The sequence below is a fragment of the Pseudomonas protegens CHA0 genome, from assembly GCF_000397205.1.
GTDB lineage: Bacteria > Pseudomonadota > Gammaproteobacteria > Pseudomonadales > Pseudomonadaceae > Aquipseudomonas > Aquipseudomonas protegens.
The window spans coordinates 1413373-1429292 of record NC_021237.1; the positions used below are offsets into that span (position 1 = coordinate 1413373).

21 protein-coding genes are annotated in these 15920 nt (G+C 60.5%); 17 read left to right on the forward strand and 4 right to left on the reverse strand.

Annotation, left to right across the window (positions count from 1 at the left end; genetic code table 11):
- The first annotated feature begins 3 nt into the window (after positions 1-3).
- The 13 genes from PFLCHA0_RS06270 to recX all read left to right on the forward strand — a co-directional run bounded on the left by PFLCHA0_RS06270 (position 4) and on the right by recX (position 9596).
- Positions 4-1044 carry a phage baseplate assembly protein gene (locus tag PFLCHA0_RS06270; RefSeq protein WP_015634366.1) on the forward strand — a complete coding sequence of 347 codons (1041 nt, stop codon included), beginning with the start codon at positions 4-6 and terminating at the stop codon, positions 1042-1044.
- Positions 1045-1153: 109 nt separating this feature from the next.
- On the forward strand, positions 1154-1660 hold the full coding sequence (locus tag PFLCHA0_RS06275; protein WP_041751983.1) for a phage baseplate assembly protein V: 507 nt from the start codon (positions 1154-1156) through the stop codon (positions 1658-1660).
- A 2-nt stretch (positions 1661-1662) separates the two neighbouring features.
- Positions 1663-2061: a phage GP46 family protein gene (locus PFLCHA0_RS06280; protein WP_015634368.1), complete on the forward strand. Its 399-nt coding sequence runs from the start codon at positions 1663-1665 to the stop codon at positions 2059-2061.
- Entirely contained in the window at positions 2051-3091 is a 1041-nt protein-coding gene (locus PFLCHA0_RS06285; protein WP_015634369.1) for a baseplate J/gp47 family protein, read from the forward strand. Before PFLCHA0_RS06280 ends, PFLCHA0_RS06285 begins: the two co-directional genes overlap by 11 nt.
- Complete coding sequence (locus PFLCHA0_RS06290) at positions 3079-3678, forward strand: YmfQ family protein (protein WP_011059572.1); 600 nt, start codon at positions 3079-3081, stop codon at positions 3676-3678. Before PFLCHA0_RS06285 ends, PFLCHA0_RS06290 begins: the two co-directional genes overlap by 13 nt.
- A gap of 15 nt (positions 3679-3693) precedes the next feature.
- On the forward strand, positions 3694-4791 hold the full coding sequence (locus tag PFLCHA0_RS06295; RefSeq protein WP_015634370.1) for a phage tail protein: 1098 nt from the start codon (positions 3694-3696) through the stop codon (positions 4789-4791).
- Entirely contained in the window at positions 4788-5165 is a 378-nt protein-coding gene (locus tag PFLCHA0_RS31635; protein WP_041116261.1) for a tail fiber assembly protein, read from the forward strand. The genes PFLCHA0_RS06295 and PFLCHA0_RS31635 overlap by 4 nt, the downstream gene beginning before the upstream one ends.
- A gap of 50 nt (positions 5166-5215) precedes the next feature.
- Positions 5216-5779 carry a glycoside hydrolase family 19 protein gene (locus PFLCHA0_RS06305; RefSeq protein ID WP_015634371.1) on the forward strand — a complete coding sequence of 188 codons (564 nt, stop codon included), beginning with the start codon at positions 5216-5218 and terminating at the stop codon, positions 5777-5779.
- A 108-nt stretch (positions 5780-5887) separates the two neighbouring features.
- Positions 5888-6403, forward strand: a complete 516-nt coding sequence (locus tag PFLCHA0_RS06310) for a hypothetical protein (protein ID WP_015634372.1) — start codon at positions 5888-5890, stop codon at positions 6401-6403.
- Between the two features lie 269 nt (positions 6404-6672).
- A complete protein-coding gene (locus tag PFLCHA0_RS06315) occupies positions 6673-7314 on the forward strand; it encodes a hypothetical protein (protein ID WP_041116265.1) in 642 nt (213 codons plus the stop codon).
- Positions 7315-7483: 169 nt separating this feature from the next.
- Positions 7484-7984 (forward strand): CinA family protein, encoded by a 501-nt coding sequence (locus tag PFLCHA0_RS06320; RefSeq protein ID WP_011059578.1) that lies wholly within the window; start codon positions 7484-7486, stop codon positions 7982-7984.
- Positions 7985-8067: 83 nt separating this feature from the next.
- Positions 8068-9120 (forward strand): recombinase RecA, encoded by a 1053-nt coding sequence (recA, locus tag PFLCHA0_RS06325; RefSeq protein ID WP_011059579.1) that lies wholly within the window; start codon positions 8068-8070, stop codon positions 9118-9120.
- 8 nt (positions 9121-9128) lie between these two features.
- Positions 9129-9596, forward strand: coding sequence for a recombination regulator RecX (gene recX, locus PFLCHA0_RS06330; RefSeq protein ID WP_011059580.1), 468 nt, complete (start codon positions 9129-9131; stop codon positions 9594-9596).
- 40 nt (positions 9597-9636) lie between these two features.
- Here recX and PFLCHA0_RS06335 read toward each other — a convergent pair whose 3' ends face one another.
- Positions 9637-10755 (reverse strand): LOG family protein, encoded by a 1119-nt coding sequence (locus PFLCHA0_RS06335; protein ID WP_015634374.1) that lies wholly within the window; start codon positions 10753-10755, stop codon positions 9637-9639.
- Between the two features lie 443 nt (positions 10756-11198).
- Here PFLCHA0_RS06335 and PFLCHA0_RS06340 point away from each other — a divergent pair, with 443 nt between their 5' ends.
- A complete protein-coding gene (locus PFLCHA0_RS06340; RefSeq protein WP_011059582.1) occupies positions 11199-11393 on the forward strand; it encodes a hypothetical protein in 195 nt (64 codons plus the stop codon).
- On the opposite strand, the gene PFLCHA0_RS06345 is transcribed toward PFLCHA0_RS06340, so the two are convergent.
- Entirely contained in the window at positions 11394-11819 is a 426-nt protein-coding gene (locus tag PFLCHA0_RS06345) for a quorum-sensing-regulated virulence factor family protein (protein WP_011059583.1), read from the reverse strand.
- Between the two features lie 191 nt (positions 11820-12010).
- Here PFLCHA0_RS06345 and PFLCHA0_RS06350 point away from each other — a divergent pair, with 191 nt between their 5' ends.
- Positions 12011-12721, forward strand: coding sequence for a tRNA-uridine aminocarboxypropyltransferase (locus PFLCHA0_RS06350; RefSeq protein WP_041751984.1), 711 nt, complete (start codon positions 12011-12013; stop codon positions 12719-12721).
- On the opposite strand, the gene PFLCHA0_RS06355 is transcribed toward PFLCHA0_RS06350, so the two are convergent.
- The gene (locus PFLCHA0_RS06355; protein ID WP_011059585.1) at positions 12705-13610 is read right to left on the reverse strand and encodes a DMT family transporter; all 906 of its coding nucleotides are present in this window, start codon (positions 13608-13610) and stop codon (positions 12705-12707) included. The genes PFLCHA0_RS06350 and PFLCHA0_RS06355 overlap by 17 nt on opposite strands.
- Before the next feature lie 238 nt (positions 13611-13848).
- Between PFLCHA0_RS06355 and erdR the strand changes: the two genes are divergently transcribed.
- Both erdR and PFLCHA0_RS06365 read left to right on the forward strand, forming a co-directional pair.
- Positions 13849-14499: a response regulator transcription factor ErdR gene (erdR, locus tag PFLCHA0_RS06360; protein ID WP_011059586.1), complete on the forward strand. Its 651-nt coding sequence runs from the start codon at positions 13849-13851 to the stop codon at positions 14497-14499.
- A 75-nt stretch (positions 14500-14574) separates the two neighbouring features.
- Complete coding sequence (locus tag PFLCHA0_RS06365; RefSeq protein ID WP_011059587.1) at positions 14575-14937, forward strand: diacylglycerol kinase; 363 nt, start codon at positions 14575-14577, stop codon at positions 14935-14937.
- Between the two features lies 1 nt (position 14938).
- Here PFLCHA0_RS06365 and PFLCHA0_RS06370 read toward each other — a convergent pair whose 3' ends face one another.
- The gene (locus PFLCHA0_RS06370) at positions 14939-15865 is read right to left on the reverse strand and encodes a LysR family transcriptional regulator (protein ID WP_011059588.1); all 927 of its coding nucleotides are present in this window, start codon (positions 15863-15865) and stop codon (positions 14939-14941) included.
- Positions 15866-15920: the final 55 nt, after the last annotated feature.

Sequence of the window (15920 nt, forward strand, 5' to 3'; positions counted from 1 at the left end):
CCCATGGACGAACTGGCAAATATCGTCACCCTGACGGTGGACGGGCTCGACTACAGCGGCTGGAAAAGCGTGGAGATCACGGCAGACCTGGAGCGCCAGTTCCGCACCTTCAGCCTCAACATCACCTGGCAATGGCCGGGGCAGGATGGGCAGGTGCGGATCCGCCCGGGCGCTCGCTGCCAGGTGCGCATCGGCTGCGACCTGGTGCTCACCGGGCATGTCTACAAGGCGCCGGTCAGTTATGACGGCAGGCAGATCAGCCTGAGCATCCAGGGCAGCTCCCTGACCCAGGATCTGGTGGATTGCGCGGCCATCAACCGGCCGAGCCAGTGGCGCCAGCAGGATGTGCTGAGCATCGTCCGCGCCCTGGCCGGCTCTTACGGGGTGGGGGTGCGCAGCGAGATTGCACCCACCAGCAAGTTGCACACCCACAGCATTGTGCCGGGGGAGACGGTGTTTGCCTCCATCGACCGCTTGTTGACCTTGTACCGGGTGTTCTCCACCGATGACGCCGACGGCTACCTGCTGCTGGCGGCACCGGGCAGCGGCGGGCGCGCCAGCGATGCCCTGGAGCTGGGCAAGAACATTCTTTCGGCCAATGCAGCGATGGATTTTTCCGCGGTGTTTTCCGAGTACCGGGTGATCGGCCAGCACAAGGGCAGCGACCAGAGCAGCGGTGTTGCGGTCTGCGAGGTGTCCGGCCAGGCCAGCGATGCCCGGGCTTCGCGCAAACGGGTGACGGTGATCAACGAGGCGGCGCAACTGAGTGCGGAACTGGCTCAGCAGCGGGCTGACTGGGAGTGCGGCACCCGCACCGGCAAGGCGCTGACCACCACCTATCAGGTGCAGGGCTGGCGCCAGAGCAATGGTGATTTGTGGCGACACAACACGTTGGTGCGGGTCATCGACCCGGTGCTGGGTTTCGACCAGGACATGCTGATCTCCAAGGTCACCTGGTCGCTGTCCGACCAGGGCTCCATCACCACCTTGCAGGTGGCGCCGCCGCAGACCTTCGATGCCAACCCGACACCCGCAAAAAACTGAAACCTGCGCCCAACCGCAGGAGCCGGCTGGCCGGCGAAGGCACCCGGCACGAAACCGCGCAATCCCTGTTCGCCGGCAAGCCGGCTCTTCTCCCCCCAAGGAACCCAGCATGAGCCTACTGACACGCCTGTTGGCGCGGGGCACCGTGGTGCTCGCCCATTCGGCCAACAAATTGCAATCGCTGCAAATGCGCCTCACCGCCGGCGAGGTCAACGACGACATGGAGCATTTCGAGCCTTACGGTTTTACCAGCAACCCCCTGGCCGGCGCCGAGGGCATCGCCACCTTCCTCGGCGGCGATCGCTCCCATGGAGTGGTGCTGGTGGTGGCCGACCGGCGCTATCGCCTCAAGGCCTTGGCCGCCGGTGAAGTGGCGATCTACACCGACGAGGGCGACAAGATTCACTTCAAGCGCGGGCGGGTCATCGACATCGACACCGCCACCTTGAATATCCGCGCCAGCAGCGGCGTCATCATCGACAGCCCGACCCTGAGCATGAGCGGCAAGATCGTCTCCCAGGGCGATCAGGTCGCCGCCGGCATCAGCCAGATCAACCACGTCCACAGCGGCGTGCAACCCGGCCCGGGGCAGACCGGCGTGCCGGTGGGAGGTTAAGCATGTTCGCCACTTATGACCTGAAGAACGCCCTGACCCGGGCCGTGGAAATCAGCCTGTTCACCTGGCGCCGCGCCGCCGATGACGACGCCCTGGATGACGACCAGCGCTACGGCTGGTGGGGCGACAGTTTTCCCAGCGTGGCCGACGACCGTATCGGCTCGCGGCTGTGGCTGTTGCGCCGGGTCAAGCTGAGCCGGCAGACCCAGCTCGATGCCGAGTTCTATGCCCGCGAGGCCCTGCAGTGGCTGATCGACGATGGCCACTGCAACGCCGTGGAGATCATGACCGAGCGCCTCGATGCCCAGCGCCTGAACCTGCGCACGGTGCTGATCCTGGCCGACGGCGAGCGCCTGGACATCAACCTCATTCACAGTTGGCAGGTGACCTATGCCGTTTGAAACCCCTTCGCTGCCGGTGCTGATTCAGCGCACCCAAAGCGACCTGGCCAGCGATTCGCTGCGCCAGTCCGATGCCCAAGTGCTGGCCCGCACCCTGAGCGGTGCCGCCTTTGGCCTGTATGGCTACCTGGATTGGATCGCCGAGCAGATCCTTCCGGACAAGGCCGATGAGTCGACCCTGGAGCGCATCGCCGCGCTGCGCCTGAACCAGCCGCGCAAGGCTGCCCAGGCGGCCAGTGGCAGCGTCAGTTTCAACGCGGCAGCCGGTGCCGTGCTGGATCTCGGCACCCTGTTGCAAAGCAGCGACGGTCGCAGCTACACAGTGACCGCCGCGCGAACCACCAGCGCAGGCCTCAACAGCACCACGATCCAGGCCGTCGACGGCGGTACCCTGGGCAATGCCGATGCCGGCCTGGAGCTGACCGCGGTGCAGCCGGTGCAGGGCATCAGCAACTCGTTCACCGTCCTGGCCCCGGGCCTGAGCGGTGGCGTGGCCCGGGAAAGCCTCGAATCCCTGCGCTCGCGGGTGATCCGTTCCTATCGGATCATTCCCCATGGCGGCTCGGCGGACGACTACGAAACCTGGGCCATGGAGTGCCCGGGCATCACCCGTGCATGGTGCCGGCGCAATTACCTGGGGCCGGGCACCGTGGGCTTGTTCGTCATGCGTGACGACGACCTGCAGCCGATTCCCAATGCCGAGCAGCTGGCGCGGGTTCTGGCCTATATCGAGCCCTTGCGCCCGGTAACCGCCGAGGTGCATGTGCTGGCGCCAGTGATACAGCCGGTGATCTACCAGGTGCGCCTGACCCCCGACACCAGTGCGGTGCGGGCCGCGGTCGAGGACCAACTGCGTGATCTGCACAGCCGCGAGGCCGGCCTGGGAGAAACCCTGCTCTTGAGCCACATCCGCGAGGCCATCAGCAGCGCCACCGGTGAACAGGATCACCGCCTGCTGGCGCCGCTGGCCGATGTGCCGGCAAGCAGCAACCAACTGCTGGTATTTGGAGGTTGCCAATGGCTGCAATAAGAAGCGCCGCCCAGTACCAGGGCCAGCTGCGCAGCCTGCTGCCCAGCGGCCCGGCCTGGGACCCGGAACGGGTGCCGGAGCTTGAACGGGTGTTGCAGGGCATCTCCCAGGAGCTGGCGCGCATCGACGCCCGGGCCGTGGACCTGCAAAACGAAATGGACCCGGCCAGCGTCAGCGAACTGGTGACGGATTGGGAAAAGGTCATGGACCTGCCCGACCCCTGCCTGGGCCTGACGCCGCTGTTCGAAGACCGGCGCCTGGCCGTGCGCCGTCGTCTGTTGGCGGTGGGCAGCCAGCGCGCCGCCTACTTCGTCGAAATCGCCCGCAGCCAGGGCTATCCCAATGCCAGCGTCACTGAGCTGAGTACCCCGCGCATGGGCCGCTCACGCTTTGGTCACGCGCATTTCGGCACCTGGCGGGCGAACTTCATGTGGACCCTCAATACCGGCGGCCGCCTGCAACTGGGCCGGCGCTTCGGCGCCAGCTATTGGGGCGAACGTTTTGGCATGAACCCGGGCAGCGCCCTGGAGTGCCTAATCCATCGCAGTACACCGGCGCATACACAGGTGTACATCAACTATGACTAGAGAGGACAGGAATACGTGGACTATCCGAAAAGTGTTCCCAGCGTAGGGCTGTTGAACGGAAAGTTTGTCGATGAGAACCCCGTCACGGGCCAAGTCGGCTCAATGATTTCTTCCGATTGGGGTAATGCAGTGACCGACGAATTGCTCAACGTGATTCGTGCAGGAGGGGAAGAGCCGGCCGAGGCCGAGCATGACCAGTTGCTGGCGGCGATCAAGGCGATCGTGCGTGATTCGATCCCACCGGAGAAGATCCGCACCACCCTGGCCGATTACGGGATCACCGATGCCTATACCAAGTCGGTGACCTATACCAAGGCGGAGATCGAGGCGCTGTTGAAGAACATGTCGGCCTTGCCGGTGGGGGCGATGGTGCCGTTTCCCAAGGGCACGGTGCCGGCCGGATTCCTGGAGGTGGATGGCAGTGTGCAGAGTGCTGCGACCTATCCGGATCTGGCGGCTTATCTGGGGACTATGTTCAATACCGGGGGTGAGGGGGCGGGTAACTTCCGCTTGCCTGAGTCGCGAGGCGAGTTTTTGCGGGGTTGGGATCATGGGCGGGGGGTGGATGCTGGGCGGGCGGTAGGCAGCTGGCAGGCCGATGAGTTCAAGAGTCATACACACTCAGTGAAGGACAGCTCGAGTGCTGGAAATGTGTTTGATTCTTGGGTTTATGGTGATACTGGAAATGGAGTCACCGACGACGAAAATCTAAAAACCAATCCAACAGGCGGAATTGAAACCCGCCCTCGCAACCTGGCGGTTATGTGGTGCATTAAGGCCTGGAACGCTCCCATCAACCAGGGGAATATCGACATTTCCGGTCTGGCTGCGAACGTTTCAGCGTTAGAGACCCGACCTCGGGGCTTGGGTGATGGACAGGCCTGGCAGAATGTTACGGCCAGTCGCGTTTCAGGCACTGTCTACACCAATACTACGGGGCGCCCGATTCAAGTTCAGGCATCTATTACGACCGGTGCGGTTACTGCAACTTGCGGTGGTGTGGCCGTGGCAACTTCTGCCTATCACGCATCGTTCGTGGTGCCGGTCGGAGCAACTTACTCAGTAACTTTTGGTAGTCCAGTCAATCCAGTTTGGTCGGAGTTACGTGCATGAAGTATTTTCATAATCCCGAGACAAACCGTGTCCATGCTTACGATGACGATGCCCCCGCGCATTTCATATCCAGCCAGTTGATCCCGATGTCCGAAGAGGAAGTTCGGCTCCACATAGAAAGTGCGACGGCGCCGTCACCTGTATCGGTAGGAGAGCGTGTCTGGCGTGATTCAGCACTGGATTCGGTGAGGTGGTTGCGTGAGCGGCACCGCGATCAGTTGGAGATCGAAGTACCTACAACGCTTGCCAGTGCACAGTTCAAGCAACTGCTTGTGTACATGCAGGCCTTGCGTGACTGGCCGCAATCGCCGCACTTCCCCGACTCTCAGTACCGCCCTGTCGCGCCATCCTGGGTTACTGAACAAACTGAATAAACGCCCCGTACCGCCGGGGCGTTTTCTTATCCGACCTGCAAACACTGACCATGCCAATAACCGAAGAACAACTGCTGCAAATCATGCCTAACGCCCGCCGCCAAGCGGGCGTTTTTGTTTCTCCACTCAACACCGCCATGGCCAAGCGGCAGATCGATACGCCGAAGCGCCAGGCGGCTTTTCTTGCTCAGATCGGACACGAATCCGGGCAGCTGCAATACGTACGCGAATTGGGCAGTGATCAATACCTGAGCAAGTACGACACGGGCTCTCTCGCCGCACGCCTGGGCAACACCCCAGAGGCCGACGGCGACGGTCAGCGGTATCGCGGGCGTGGGCTGATCCAGATCACCGGGCGCAGCAACTATCGCCAGTGCAGCCTCGGGCTGTTTGGCGATGAGCGTCTGCTGGAGTTGCCGCAGCTGCTGGAGCAGCCGCAATGGGCCGCCGAGTCGGCGGCCTGGTTCTGGGAGCGCGGTGGGCTCAATGCGCTGGCTGACCGCGATGAGTTCAACAGCATTACCCGGCGGATCAATGGTGGCCTGAATGGCTTGCAGGAGCGCCTGCAACTCTGGGCCAGGGCGCGGGCGGTGCTGTGTTTGCCGGTGGTGTGAGGGCTGCCGTCTGAAGGTCCTGCGGACCTTTTCGCAGCCTGCGGCAGCGGCTACAGGTTTTTTTGGCAGGCTGGGTGATTCATTTCCTGCCCGCCTCAGGAGGGCTTGATGAATATCCGTGGCTGGCTGGCCATCGCTGTGGCGGCCGGGTTGCTTTATGCACTCGGCTACGTCAGCGGTGCCGGCAGTGAGCGCAGTAACAACCAACGCCTCGATGAGGCTCGTCTCAAACAATCCTTTGAACAAGGCCGGGCCCTGGGCACGATCAGGGAAAAGGTGGTGGTCGAGTACGTCGACCGTATCGTCAAGGTCTATCAGACGGGCGCCACCATCACCAAGGAGGTTCCTGTCTATGTCTCGAAAGCGGCTGATAGAGCCTGCGTTGTGCCTGCTGGTTTTGTCCGGGTGCACGACGCCGGCGCCGCCAACCTGCCCGTGGCCGGAGGCCCCAGCGTCACTGATGGCGCCGCCTCGGGCCTTGCACTCTCTACCGTCGCCGCCAGCGTCGTCGACAACTACAGCGAATGCCACGCCAATGCCGAGCAATTGAAGGCGTTGCAGCGGTGGGTGCGCGAATCCCAGGCTGTGCTGCGCAGCACTACGGAGATGTTGCTGCAGCCCTGAGAGCAGGTTGTCGATCAACTCTCCGGCTCCACTGGAGCCGGCCGGGTTGGGTTGCATCCAGGTGGAAGGGAGGAGTGACAAGGTGACGGCCAGTGACAGCCAGTAAAAGTGCTATCGCATCAGCGATGCAGGACATTGGCTTATGGCCTCGGGTACTTGGGGATTTATATGAAGTTCGCCTTATTTGGCCGTTTCAGGATTGCCGAATGCGCACGGCTTTGTTTGAAAAATGAGCATGTACGCTCGGAATGAGAACTACTGGAGAAGTTATGCAGAATACTAAAAATATCTTGCTGATGAGCTTGTTTGCACTGATCGGGATTTCCCTCAATGTGAGTGCAGAGACGGCCATGTCGTGGAACCTGGCAAGGGATGTAATGCTGGCCAAGGAGAGCGTCGTGGCGAACTCGCCCTGGACATTCATGCAGAACACATCAGGGGTGAATAAGCCTGAAAACTATACGTTGCTACCTTTCTTCAAGGCGGACGACTGCACTGCTCAACCTGTGACCTGTTGGCAGGATCCGGTATCAGGGGCTCACGTATCGGTCCACTTCAAGACTTATACATTCACTGGAAACGGCAGTTTTGTTATCGCTCCGGGCAATGTGGCGTTTCACCCCGGGAAAAATAGCCAGACGGTTATCCGCTGGAGCAGCCCGGTCGTTGGTGAGGTAAATGTTCTCGGGCGTGTCAACAGCATTCACGACAGCTGTGGCGATGGGGTTGCCTGGTCCCTGAATTTGGATGACTCGGTTCTTCAGTCGGGTAGCTTGGCCAGAGGTACGGGAGCTGTTTTTTCGGTAAGCAAGGTGCCTGTCAGCAAGTTGTCGTCCATCTATTTTGTCCTGGACAAGAAGGCCAATTACTCTTGCGATACCAGCACCATCGACATGCTGATCACCAAGTGACGTGCCTCTATCAGTGGTTCTGGAGGCCGCGCGTGATTGTCGAAGCTGCGCAAGGGAGATAGACCGGTCCAAGAGTACTCAACTCTGATTCCGATCTGACAGCCTGTCACTTGCAAGCCACCTCGCCTGGTGTACGGTAAGCACACGCCAGCCCCATCAGGAGAGGATTGTGAAAGAAATCACCCAGCTTGCCGCTGAACTCGGCAGGCGTTTGCAGGTTCTGAATGCCCACGTCACCACCGCGGAGTCCTGCACCGGGGGAGGCATCGCCGAGGCGATCACGCGGATCCCTGGCAGTTCGGCCTGGTTCGAGGCCGGTTATGTCACCTATTCCAATCGCCAGAAGACCCTGCAATTGAATGTACCGGCCGATTTGTTCAATTCGGTCGGCGCTGTCAGTCGTGAAGTGGTCGAGGCCATGGTCCGGGGGGCACAGGCCAGGAGTCATGCGCATTTTGCCGTGGCGGTCAGCGGTATCGCCGGGCCTGATGGCGGTTCTGCGCAGAAGCCTGTGGGCACTGTGTGGCTGGCCTGGGGGGCGGGAGAGACGCTGACCACCGAGTGCCGGCACTTTCCGGGAAATCGCGATGAGGTCCGCCGACAAACGGTGAAGGCCGCGCTAGAGGGGTTGCTGCAACATGCTGCGGCAGAAATCGCAAATCAGGGGTAGGCGATCCTCGAGCGCTGTGGAATAATACTGGCTACTTATACAGGTGTTGGCCGTCAGGCCTTATTGATTACGTGAGGACTTTAATGGACGACAACAAGAAGAAAGCCTTGGCTGCGGCCCTGGGTCAGATCGAACGTCAATTCGGCAAGGGTGCCGTAATGCGTATGGGCGATCACGACCGTCAGGCGATCCCGGCCATTTCCACCGGCTCTCTGGGTCTGGACATTGCTCTGGGCATTGGCGGTCTGCCAAAAGGCCGTATCGTTGAAATCTACGGCCCTGAGTCGTCCGGTAAAACTACCCTGACTCTGTCGGTTATTGCCCAGGCGCAGAAAGCCGGTGCAACTTGTGCGTTCGTCGATGCCGAGCACGCACTGGATCCGGAATACGCCGGCAAGCTGGGTGTGAATGTTGACGACCTGTTGGTTTCCCAGCCGGACACCGGCGAACAGGCCCTGGAAATCACCGACATGCTGGTGCGTTCCAACGCGGTTGACGTGATCATCGTCGACTCCGTGGCGGCCCTGGTGCCCAAGGCTGAAATCGAAGGCGAAATGGGCGACATGCACGTGGGCCTGCAAGCCCGCCTGATGTCCCAGGCGCTGCGCAAAATCACCGGTAACATCAAGAACGCCAACTGCCTGGTGATCTTCATCAACCAGATCCGCATGAAGATCGGCGTGATGTTCGGTAGCCCGGAAACCACCACCGGTGGTAACGCGCTGAAGTTCTACGCTTCGGTCCGTCTGGACATCCGCCGTACCGGCGCGGTGAAGGAAGGCGACGAAGTGGTGGGCAGCGAAACCCGGGTCAAGATCGTCAAGAACAAGGTGGCTCCGCCGTTCCGTCAGGCCGAGTTCCAGATTCTTTACGGCAAGGGCATCTACCTCAACGGTGAAATCATCGATCTGGGCGTGCTGCACGGCTTCCTGGAGAAATCCGGTGCCTGGTACAGCTACCAGGGCAACAAGATCGGTCAGGGCAAGGCCAACTCGGCCAAGTTCCTGCAGGACAACCCGGAAATCGGCAACGCGCTGGAGAAGCAGATCCGTGAAAAACTGCTGACTGCATCGCCAGACGTCAAAGCCAACCCGGTCAAAGAGACCGAAGACGATATGGCCGACGCTGATATCTGATTGATCCAATGACCGCCGTACTCGATACCCTCGTCGCGGTGCGGCGAACCGCAATGGACCTGCTCGCAAGACGCGAGCACGGTCGTGTCGAGCTGACGCGTAAACTGCGTCAGCGCGGCGCCCCTCCTGAAATGATCGAAGCAGCCCTTGACCGTTTGACGGAAGAAGGCCTGCTGTCCGAATCCCGTTATCTCGAAAGCTTCGTTTCCTACCGTGCCCGATCCGGTTACGGGCCCATGCGTATTCGTGAGGAACTGGGCCAGCGCGGCTTGCAGCGCAGCGATATTGATCTTGCGCTGCGCGAGTGCGGTATCGATTGGCAGGAACAATTGCGTGACGTCTGGCAGCGCAAGTTTGCCGGGCGGTTTCCTGCAGATGCTCGAGAGCGTGCCAAGCAAGGACGTTTCCTGAGTTATCGCGGGTATTCCATGGACATGATCAGCCGCTTGTTGAGTGGCCGAGGCATGGACGACTGAAGCCGTACCCGCTGCATAACGCAGCGGGCTAGGGCTGGGGTCAGTTGGCTTTGCTGGTCTCTCGTGCCCGTTGCGTTGTTTGGGGCTGAGGCCTGGCCCAGTTTTCCGGCAGGTTGATGAAGTCGATCAGCTCGCGCAGGCGACCGTTGTCGCGAGCATTGAAGGCGAATGACAGCCGCGCCAGATGGCTGAACTGCACTTCGTCGTGTTCCTCCCCGCTGTAGGCATGCTGTTGAAACTGGCCACTCAGGCACAGGTCGGCGAATGCTGTCTGCATCTGCTCCAGCGCCTGCTCATTGAGGTTGTAGTTCATGCGGATGACGAACTGTTGCTTGAGCCAGCGGCTGGAGTGGAAGTTGGCATAGAACTGCTGGATTTCCTGCACCGCTTCTTCAGTGCTGTGCACCAGGCGCACCAGCTTCATGTCACTGGGCAGAATGTAGCGATTGGCTTCCAGTTGGTTGTGGATGAAGTCCAGGGCGCCTTGCCAGAACTGTCCACCCGGCATGTCCAGCAGTACCACGGGTACCAGCGGGCTTTTGCCGGTCTGAATCAGGGTCAGTACTTCCAGAGCTTCATCAAGGGTGCCAAAGCCGCCTGGGCAAAGCACCAGTGCGTCGGCCTCCTTGACGAAGAACAGCTTGCGGGTGAAGAAAAAGTGGAACGACAGCAGGTTCTCCGTACCGCCAACGGTGGGGTTGGCATGCTGCTCGAAAGGCAGGGTGATGTTGAACCCCAAGCTGTGCTCCAGGCCTGCACCATCGTGGGCGGCGGCCATGATGCCCCCGCCGGCCCCGGTAATGACCATCAGATCCGAGCGGGCCAGGGCCGCGCCCAGCTCCTGGGCCATGGCGTATAGCGGGTGTTCACTGGGGGTGCGTGCCGAGCCGAAGACCGTCACTTTGCGTCGGCCCTTGAACTGTTCCAGGACACGGAAGGCGTGCTCCAGTTCGCGCAGGGCCTGCAGGGTTATCTTGGCATTCCAGCGATTGAGGTCATCCTCGGCCATACGCAGGACGGTGAGCACCATGTCGCGGTAAAGAGGAAGATTCGGGCTGTTGGGGGCTATCTGGTTGAGTTGCGCTTCGACCTGGTTCGTCAGGTCGACGCCGTTGCTCTGAAAATGACGACTTAACAGGTCATTCGATTGGTAAGGCATTCAGCTTCTCCTTCTGCACAGAACCTTGCGCACGATCGAGATATTCGAATGTGCCACGACACTGCCTGTGTCGCTGCCTGCTCAGCCCAGCGAATGAGCGAATTTCCGGACCCGATCACAGCTGACAATCGCTGGGCAGTGTTGGGGTCATCCACAGAGGTCCTGCTTTCCTTTATTTGAGAACATTTGCACAGCAAGACGCACAAGGACGGCCTCCTCAACCGTCCGCAAGCCGTTTCGGACATGGCTTGATCATGTGCTCATAAAGTCTTGGCTGGCAACCGCTTGTTCGCGGTTTTCCCCAGGCTGGCACCGCTGGTCAGGAGGGGCGGCAAGGGATGACGGCTCTGATTTACTAAGGTGCAGCGTCTGGCGCAGGAGCAGGGGCCGGAGAGAGGCAAGCGGGTTCTGGGCCATGCAGGCCCAGAGCAGGGAGGCAGAGGATGACCATTGTCACGCTGGAGATTGATCCGCAGTTGTATCAGCTGCTGCAAGCCGCCGCCGCTGACCATCAAATAAGCCTGGAGGATGAGTGCCGGCGCCGATTGGCAGCACAGGAGCGGCCATCGCGATACCTACAGGCCCTGGTCGCCGAACTGCGCGCCGATGATCAGCAGCGGCGCGCCGCTCGTTCGTGATTACTTTTTCTTGGGCGTGCTTTGCGCCGGGCAATCCGACTCCTGAAAGCGCGCCGACGCCACCGGGCGATTGGTGCGGTTTTCAGTGAACTCGTAACGCATGATGGCGCCTTTGGCCATCAGCTTGCGGTAGTTGGGGTTGCGGCAGACGCTTGCCCCAAGTTGCAGGTAGACCGCCTTGGGATTGGCGCGCATCTGCTCGGCATGGCCAGACTGCACGCTGAGGTGGTTGATCAGTTCCTTGCCTTCAACGGTATAGCCCTGGTCGAGAATGTTCTCGTTGATTTCCCGAGGAGTGCCGACGTTGCTTTCCGCAGCGACCTTCTCCAGCATTTTGCCCAGTTCGAATTCTTGCAGGGACGCAGCTTGGGCACCCAGGGGCAGGGCCAGCAGAAGGGCGACGGTAGGAATGGTAAAGCGCAACATGAAACTCTCCTGGTGCAGTGACTGATGCTTCGACCAGCCACTCGACTGTGCGTTCAGTGGCGACGAATTATAGGGGGAGAGGCCGCAGGGCGGTACAGGTTTGAACAGATAGCTCTGATAAACTTGTCCGACTTTTTACCCTCTTGAGTGTTTGTCGTGTTGATTTCTGTTTCTTGCTGGCATGTCCTGCGATGAGTCATGCGGTTTCCCGTCTACGTGATCTGCGGATGGCGCGCGTGGCCAAGCCCTTTTTCGCACGCGGCTCACGGGCTGAACGCTGCCCCCGCTGCCGAGTGATTCCCAGCCATTGCCTGTGTGCCTGGCGACCGAAAGTCGTTGCCCGGTCAGCCATGTGCCTGGTGATGCACGACGTCGAACCGCTCAAGCCGAGCAATACCGGTTGGCTGATTGCCGATGTGATCGGCGACACGACGGCGTTCAGCTGGTCGCGTACTGAGGTCGATCCGCAACTGCTAGCGTTGCTGGCCGACCCGCAGTGGCAGCCTTATATCGTGTTTCCGGGCGAGTTCGTCGCGCCCGAACGGGTGGTCAGCGAAGTCAGGCAGGAGGAGGGCAAGCGGCCGCTGTTCATTCTGCTGGACGCTACCTGGAGCGAGGCGCGCAAGATGTTCCGCAAGAGCCCTTACCTGGAGCACTTGCCGGTTCTCAGCCTGTCCCCGGAGAGGCTCTCGCGCTACAAGCTGCGTCGCTCCAAGCGTGATGATCACTTCTGTACCGCTGAAGTGGCGGCGTTATGCCTGGAACTGGCCGGCGATGAGCAGGTCAGCCAGGTACTGGATGCCTACCTCGATGTGTTCAGCACCCATTACCTGTCAGCGAAGTTCCAGAAGGCCATCGATCCGGATGACGATGTGCATGCCCGGCTCAAGCCCTTTGTGTAGTCGTGCTGGAATGAGGCTTTTGTGGCCATAGCTGGGCTACCAGCATGCCGCTGAGCATCAGCGCGCAGCCGAAGTAGCCGCGGGCCTGCAGCGACTCATCCAGCAACCAGGCCCCGGCAATGGCGGCAAATACCGCTTCCAGGGACAGAATGATTGCCGCGTGAGAGGCGATTGCGTCCTTTTGGGCAATCACCTGCAAGGTGTAGCCGATACCGACGGCCACCACCCCGCCATAGAGAATGGCCGGCCCGGCGCCGACAATCGCTTCCCAGCGAAGCGGTTCCAGGCACAACGCCAGGATCAGGCTGACCACCGCGCAGGTCGCAAATTGCAGGAACGCCAGGCGAATCGGGTCATGACGGCCGGCGAAAACCCCCACTAGAATCACGTGCCCACCCCAGACGAAGGCGCCAATCAACTGCAGCCAGTCTCCCGAGGCAACGTGGAAGCTGTCGCTGACGCTCAGCAGGAACATGCCCACCACCGCCAGCACGGCGCCGAGCCAGGTACCCAGGCCAGTCTTGTGGCCAATCAGCAGCCCCAGAAGCGGCACTACAATGACATAGAGCCCGGTGATGAAACCTGCATTGGTGACGGTGGTGAACATCAGCCCCACCTGTTGCAGATTGATGCCCAGGGCCAGGGCCAGCCCCATGAGTACGCCGCCCAGTAGCAGCCCACGATTGAGCAAGGGTTCGGGCTGACGATCCGTGGGTGTTTTACGCAGCACCAGCGGCAAGAGGCAGAGTGAGCCCAGGGCGAAGCGCAGGCCGGAATAAAGGAAGGGGCCGATATGATTCATACCGGAAGTTTGTGCGACAAACGCCGAGCCCCAGATCACCGCGGTAATCAGCATCAGGACATCGGCACGCAAGGCTTGGCTGCGCATGATGGCTCTCTTATTAGTTAGCCAGCTAAGATGCCGCAAAGCTTCACGCTTGACCACCCTGGCTTGGCTGGGCATGCTTGGCGCCGATTAGGGCGCCGGCGCTGTTTGAACCACTGTTTTGCTCAGGCTTTTCGCGGCGTTCGTGCTCTTTGGGTGCGGTGTTCTGGCGTGCCTCCGTGTTGCTTTGGTGAGGGCTGAATGCATCAGTCCTGCCATGAAAAACAGGATCATTTGAAAAATGGCCACATACGAAATCCTGATTGCCGATGATCACCCGCTTTTTCGCAGTGCACTGCATCAAGCTGTCACCTTGGGCCTGGGCCCTGATGTGCGTCTGGTGGAAGTGGCAAGCATTGCCGAACTGGAAGTGCGACTCACCGAAAAATCCGACTGGGATCTGGTCCTGCTAGACCTGAACATGCCCGGTGCCTACGGTTTTTCCGGTCTGGTGCTGTTGCGCGGGCAGTACCCGCAAATTCCGGTGGTGATGGTTTCGGCGCAGGAAGAAGCCTCCGTCATGGTGCGCTCCAGAGAGTTCGGCGCCAGCGGTTTCATTCCCAAGTCCAGTTCCCTGGAAGTCATCCAGCAGGCCGTGCGCAGTGTGCTCGACGGTGATGTCTGGTGGCCGCCCCAGGCGTTTGAAGAGGTCAGTGTCTCAGCCGAAGCCAAGGCCGCCAGCGAAGGCCTGGCTAGCCTGACGCCCCAGCAGTTCCGGGTTCTGACCATGGTCTGCGAAGGGTTGCTGAACAAGCAGATTGCCTACGAGCTGAGCGTGTCGGAAGCCACGATCAAGGCCCACGTGACGGCGATCTTCCGCAAGCTCGGGGTGCGTACCCGGACCCAGGCAGCGCTGCTCTTGCAACAACTTGAGTCAATTTCCAGCCATTAACCGGCTGTTTGTTCACGCTTTTTTGACTTTGGTTGAACTAGCTTCCCCACTTCTTTTTCTTCAGTTGCCCAGCTTATGTCGCCTTTCAAAGGTCAAACCGGTCTTAAACGTATCCTTAACGCCGCCGGCTATTCGTTCGATGGCTTGCGCGCGGCGTTCACTGGCGAGGCGGCATTTCGTCAGTTGGTGCTGCTCAATGTGATCCTGATTCCCCTGAGCTTCCTGCTCAATGTCAGCCGGGTCGAGCGTGCGCTGTTGATCGCCGTGTGCCTGCTGGCGCTGATCGTCGAGCTGCTCAATTCGGCGGTGGAGGCGGCCATCGACCGCATCTCCCTGGATCGTCATCCCTTGTCGAAAAACGCCAAGGACATGGGCAGCGCGGCGCAGTTTGTCGCTCTGAGCATGATCACCATCGTCTGGGCAGTGATCCTGATCTGAATCAGGGAATGCTTGGCAGGACGATTTCATCGCTGCGTTGCACCCCGGCGGTAAAGGCGCGACACAGTTCCAGGAATTCGCGCATGGCCGAGGTCTGGTACTTCTGCTTGTGCCAGATGAAGTAGAACTGCCGGGCCAGGTCCAGGCCCGGGGTTTCCACCGGCACCAGGCTGCCGCGGCGAAACGCATCGCGCAGGGCCAGCCGGGAAATGCAGCCAATCCCCAAACCCGACTCCACCGCACGCTTGATGGCTTCGGTGTGCTCCAACTCCAGGCGGATGTTCAGTGCACTGCGGTGGTGACGCATGGCCTGGTCAAAGGTCAGGCGCGTCCCGGAACCCTGTTCGCGAAGGATCCAGGCTTCATGGGTCAGTTCTTCCATGGTGGCGTGGCCGCGCTTGGCCAGTGGATGCTGGGGCGCGCAGAACACCACCAGTTCATCTTCGACCCAGGTCTGGACTTCGATATCCGGATGGCTGCAGTCGCCCTCGATTAGACCCAGATCAATTTCGTAGTGGGCCACCTGTTGCACGATATGCGCAGTGTTCTGCACATGGAGCTTCACCTGGCTCTCCGGGTGCACCTGCATGAAACTGCCGATCAGCAGGGTGGCCAGGTAGTTGCCGATGGTCAGGGTCGCACCCACCGAAAGCGAGCCGAACCCGGACTTGCCGTTGAGCAGGTCTTCGATCTCCTTGGCCTGGTCCAGCAGGGCCACTGCCTGTGGCAGCAGCTGTTTGCCCAAGGCATTGAGGCTCAGGCGCTTGCCCGCGCGATCGAACAGCTGGCAACTGGATTGGCGCTCGAGTTCGGTGATCGAGGTGCTGGCGGCCGATTGCGACAGGGACAGCAGCCCCGCAGCACGAGAAACGCTCTCTTGCTGGGCGACGGCGACGAAGACTTGCAGTTGACGGAGAGTAAATCGCATATCGATATAACCGATAACCCTTATCTTAATAATCCAGTTAACAGATATTGTCGCC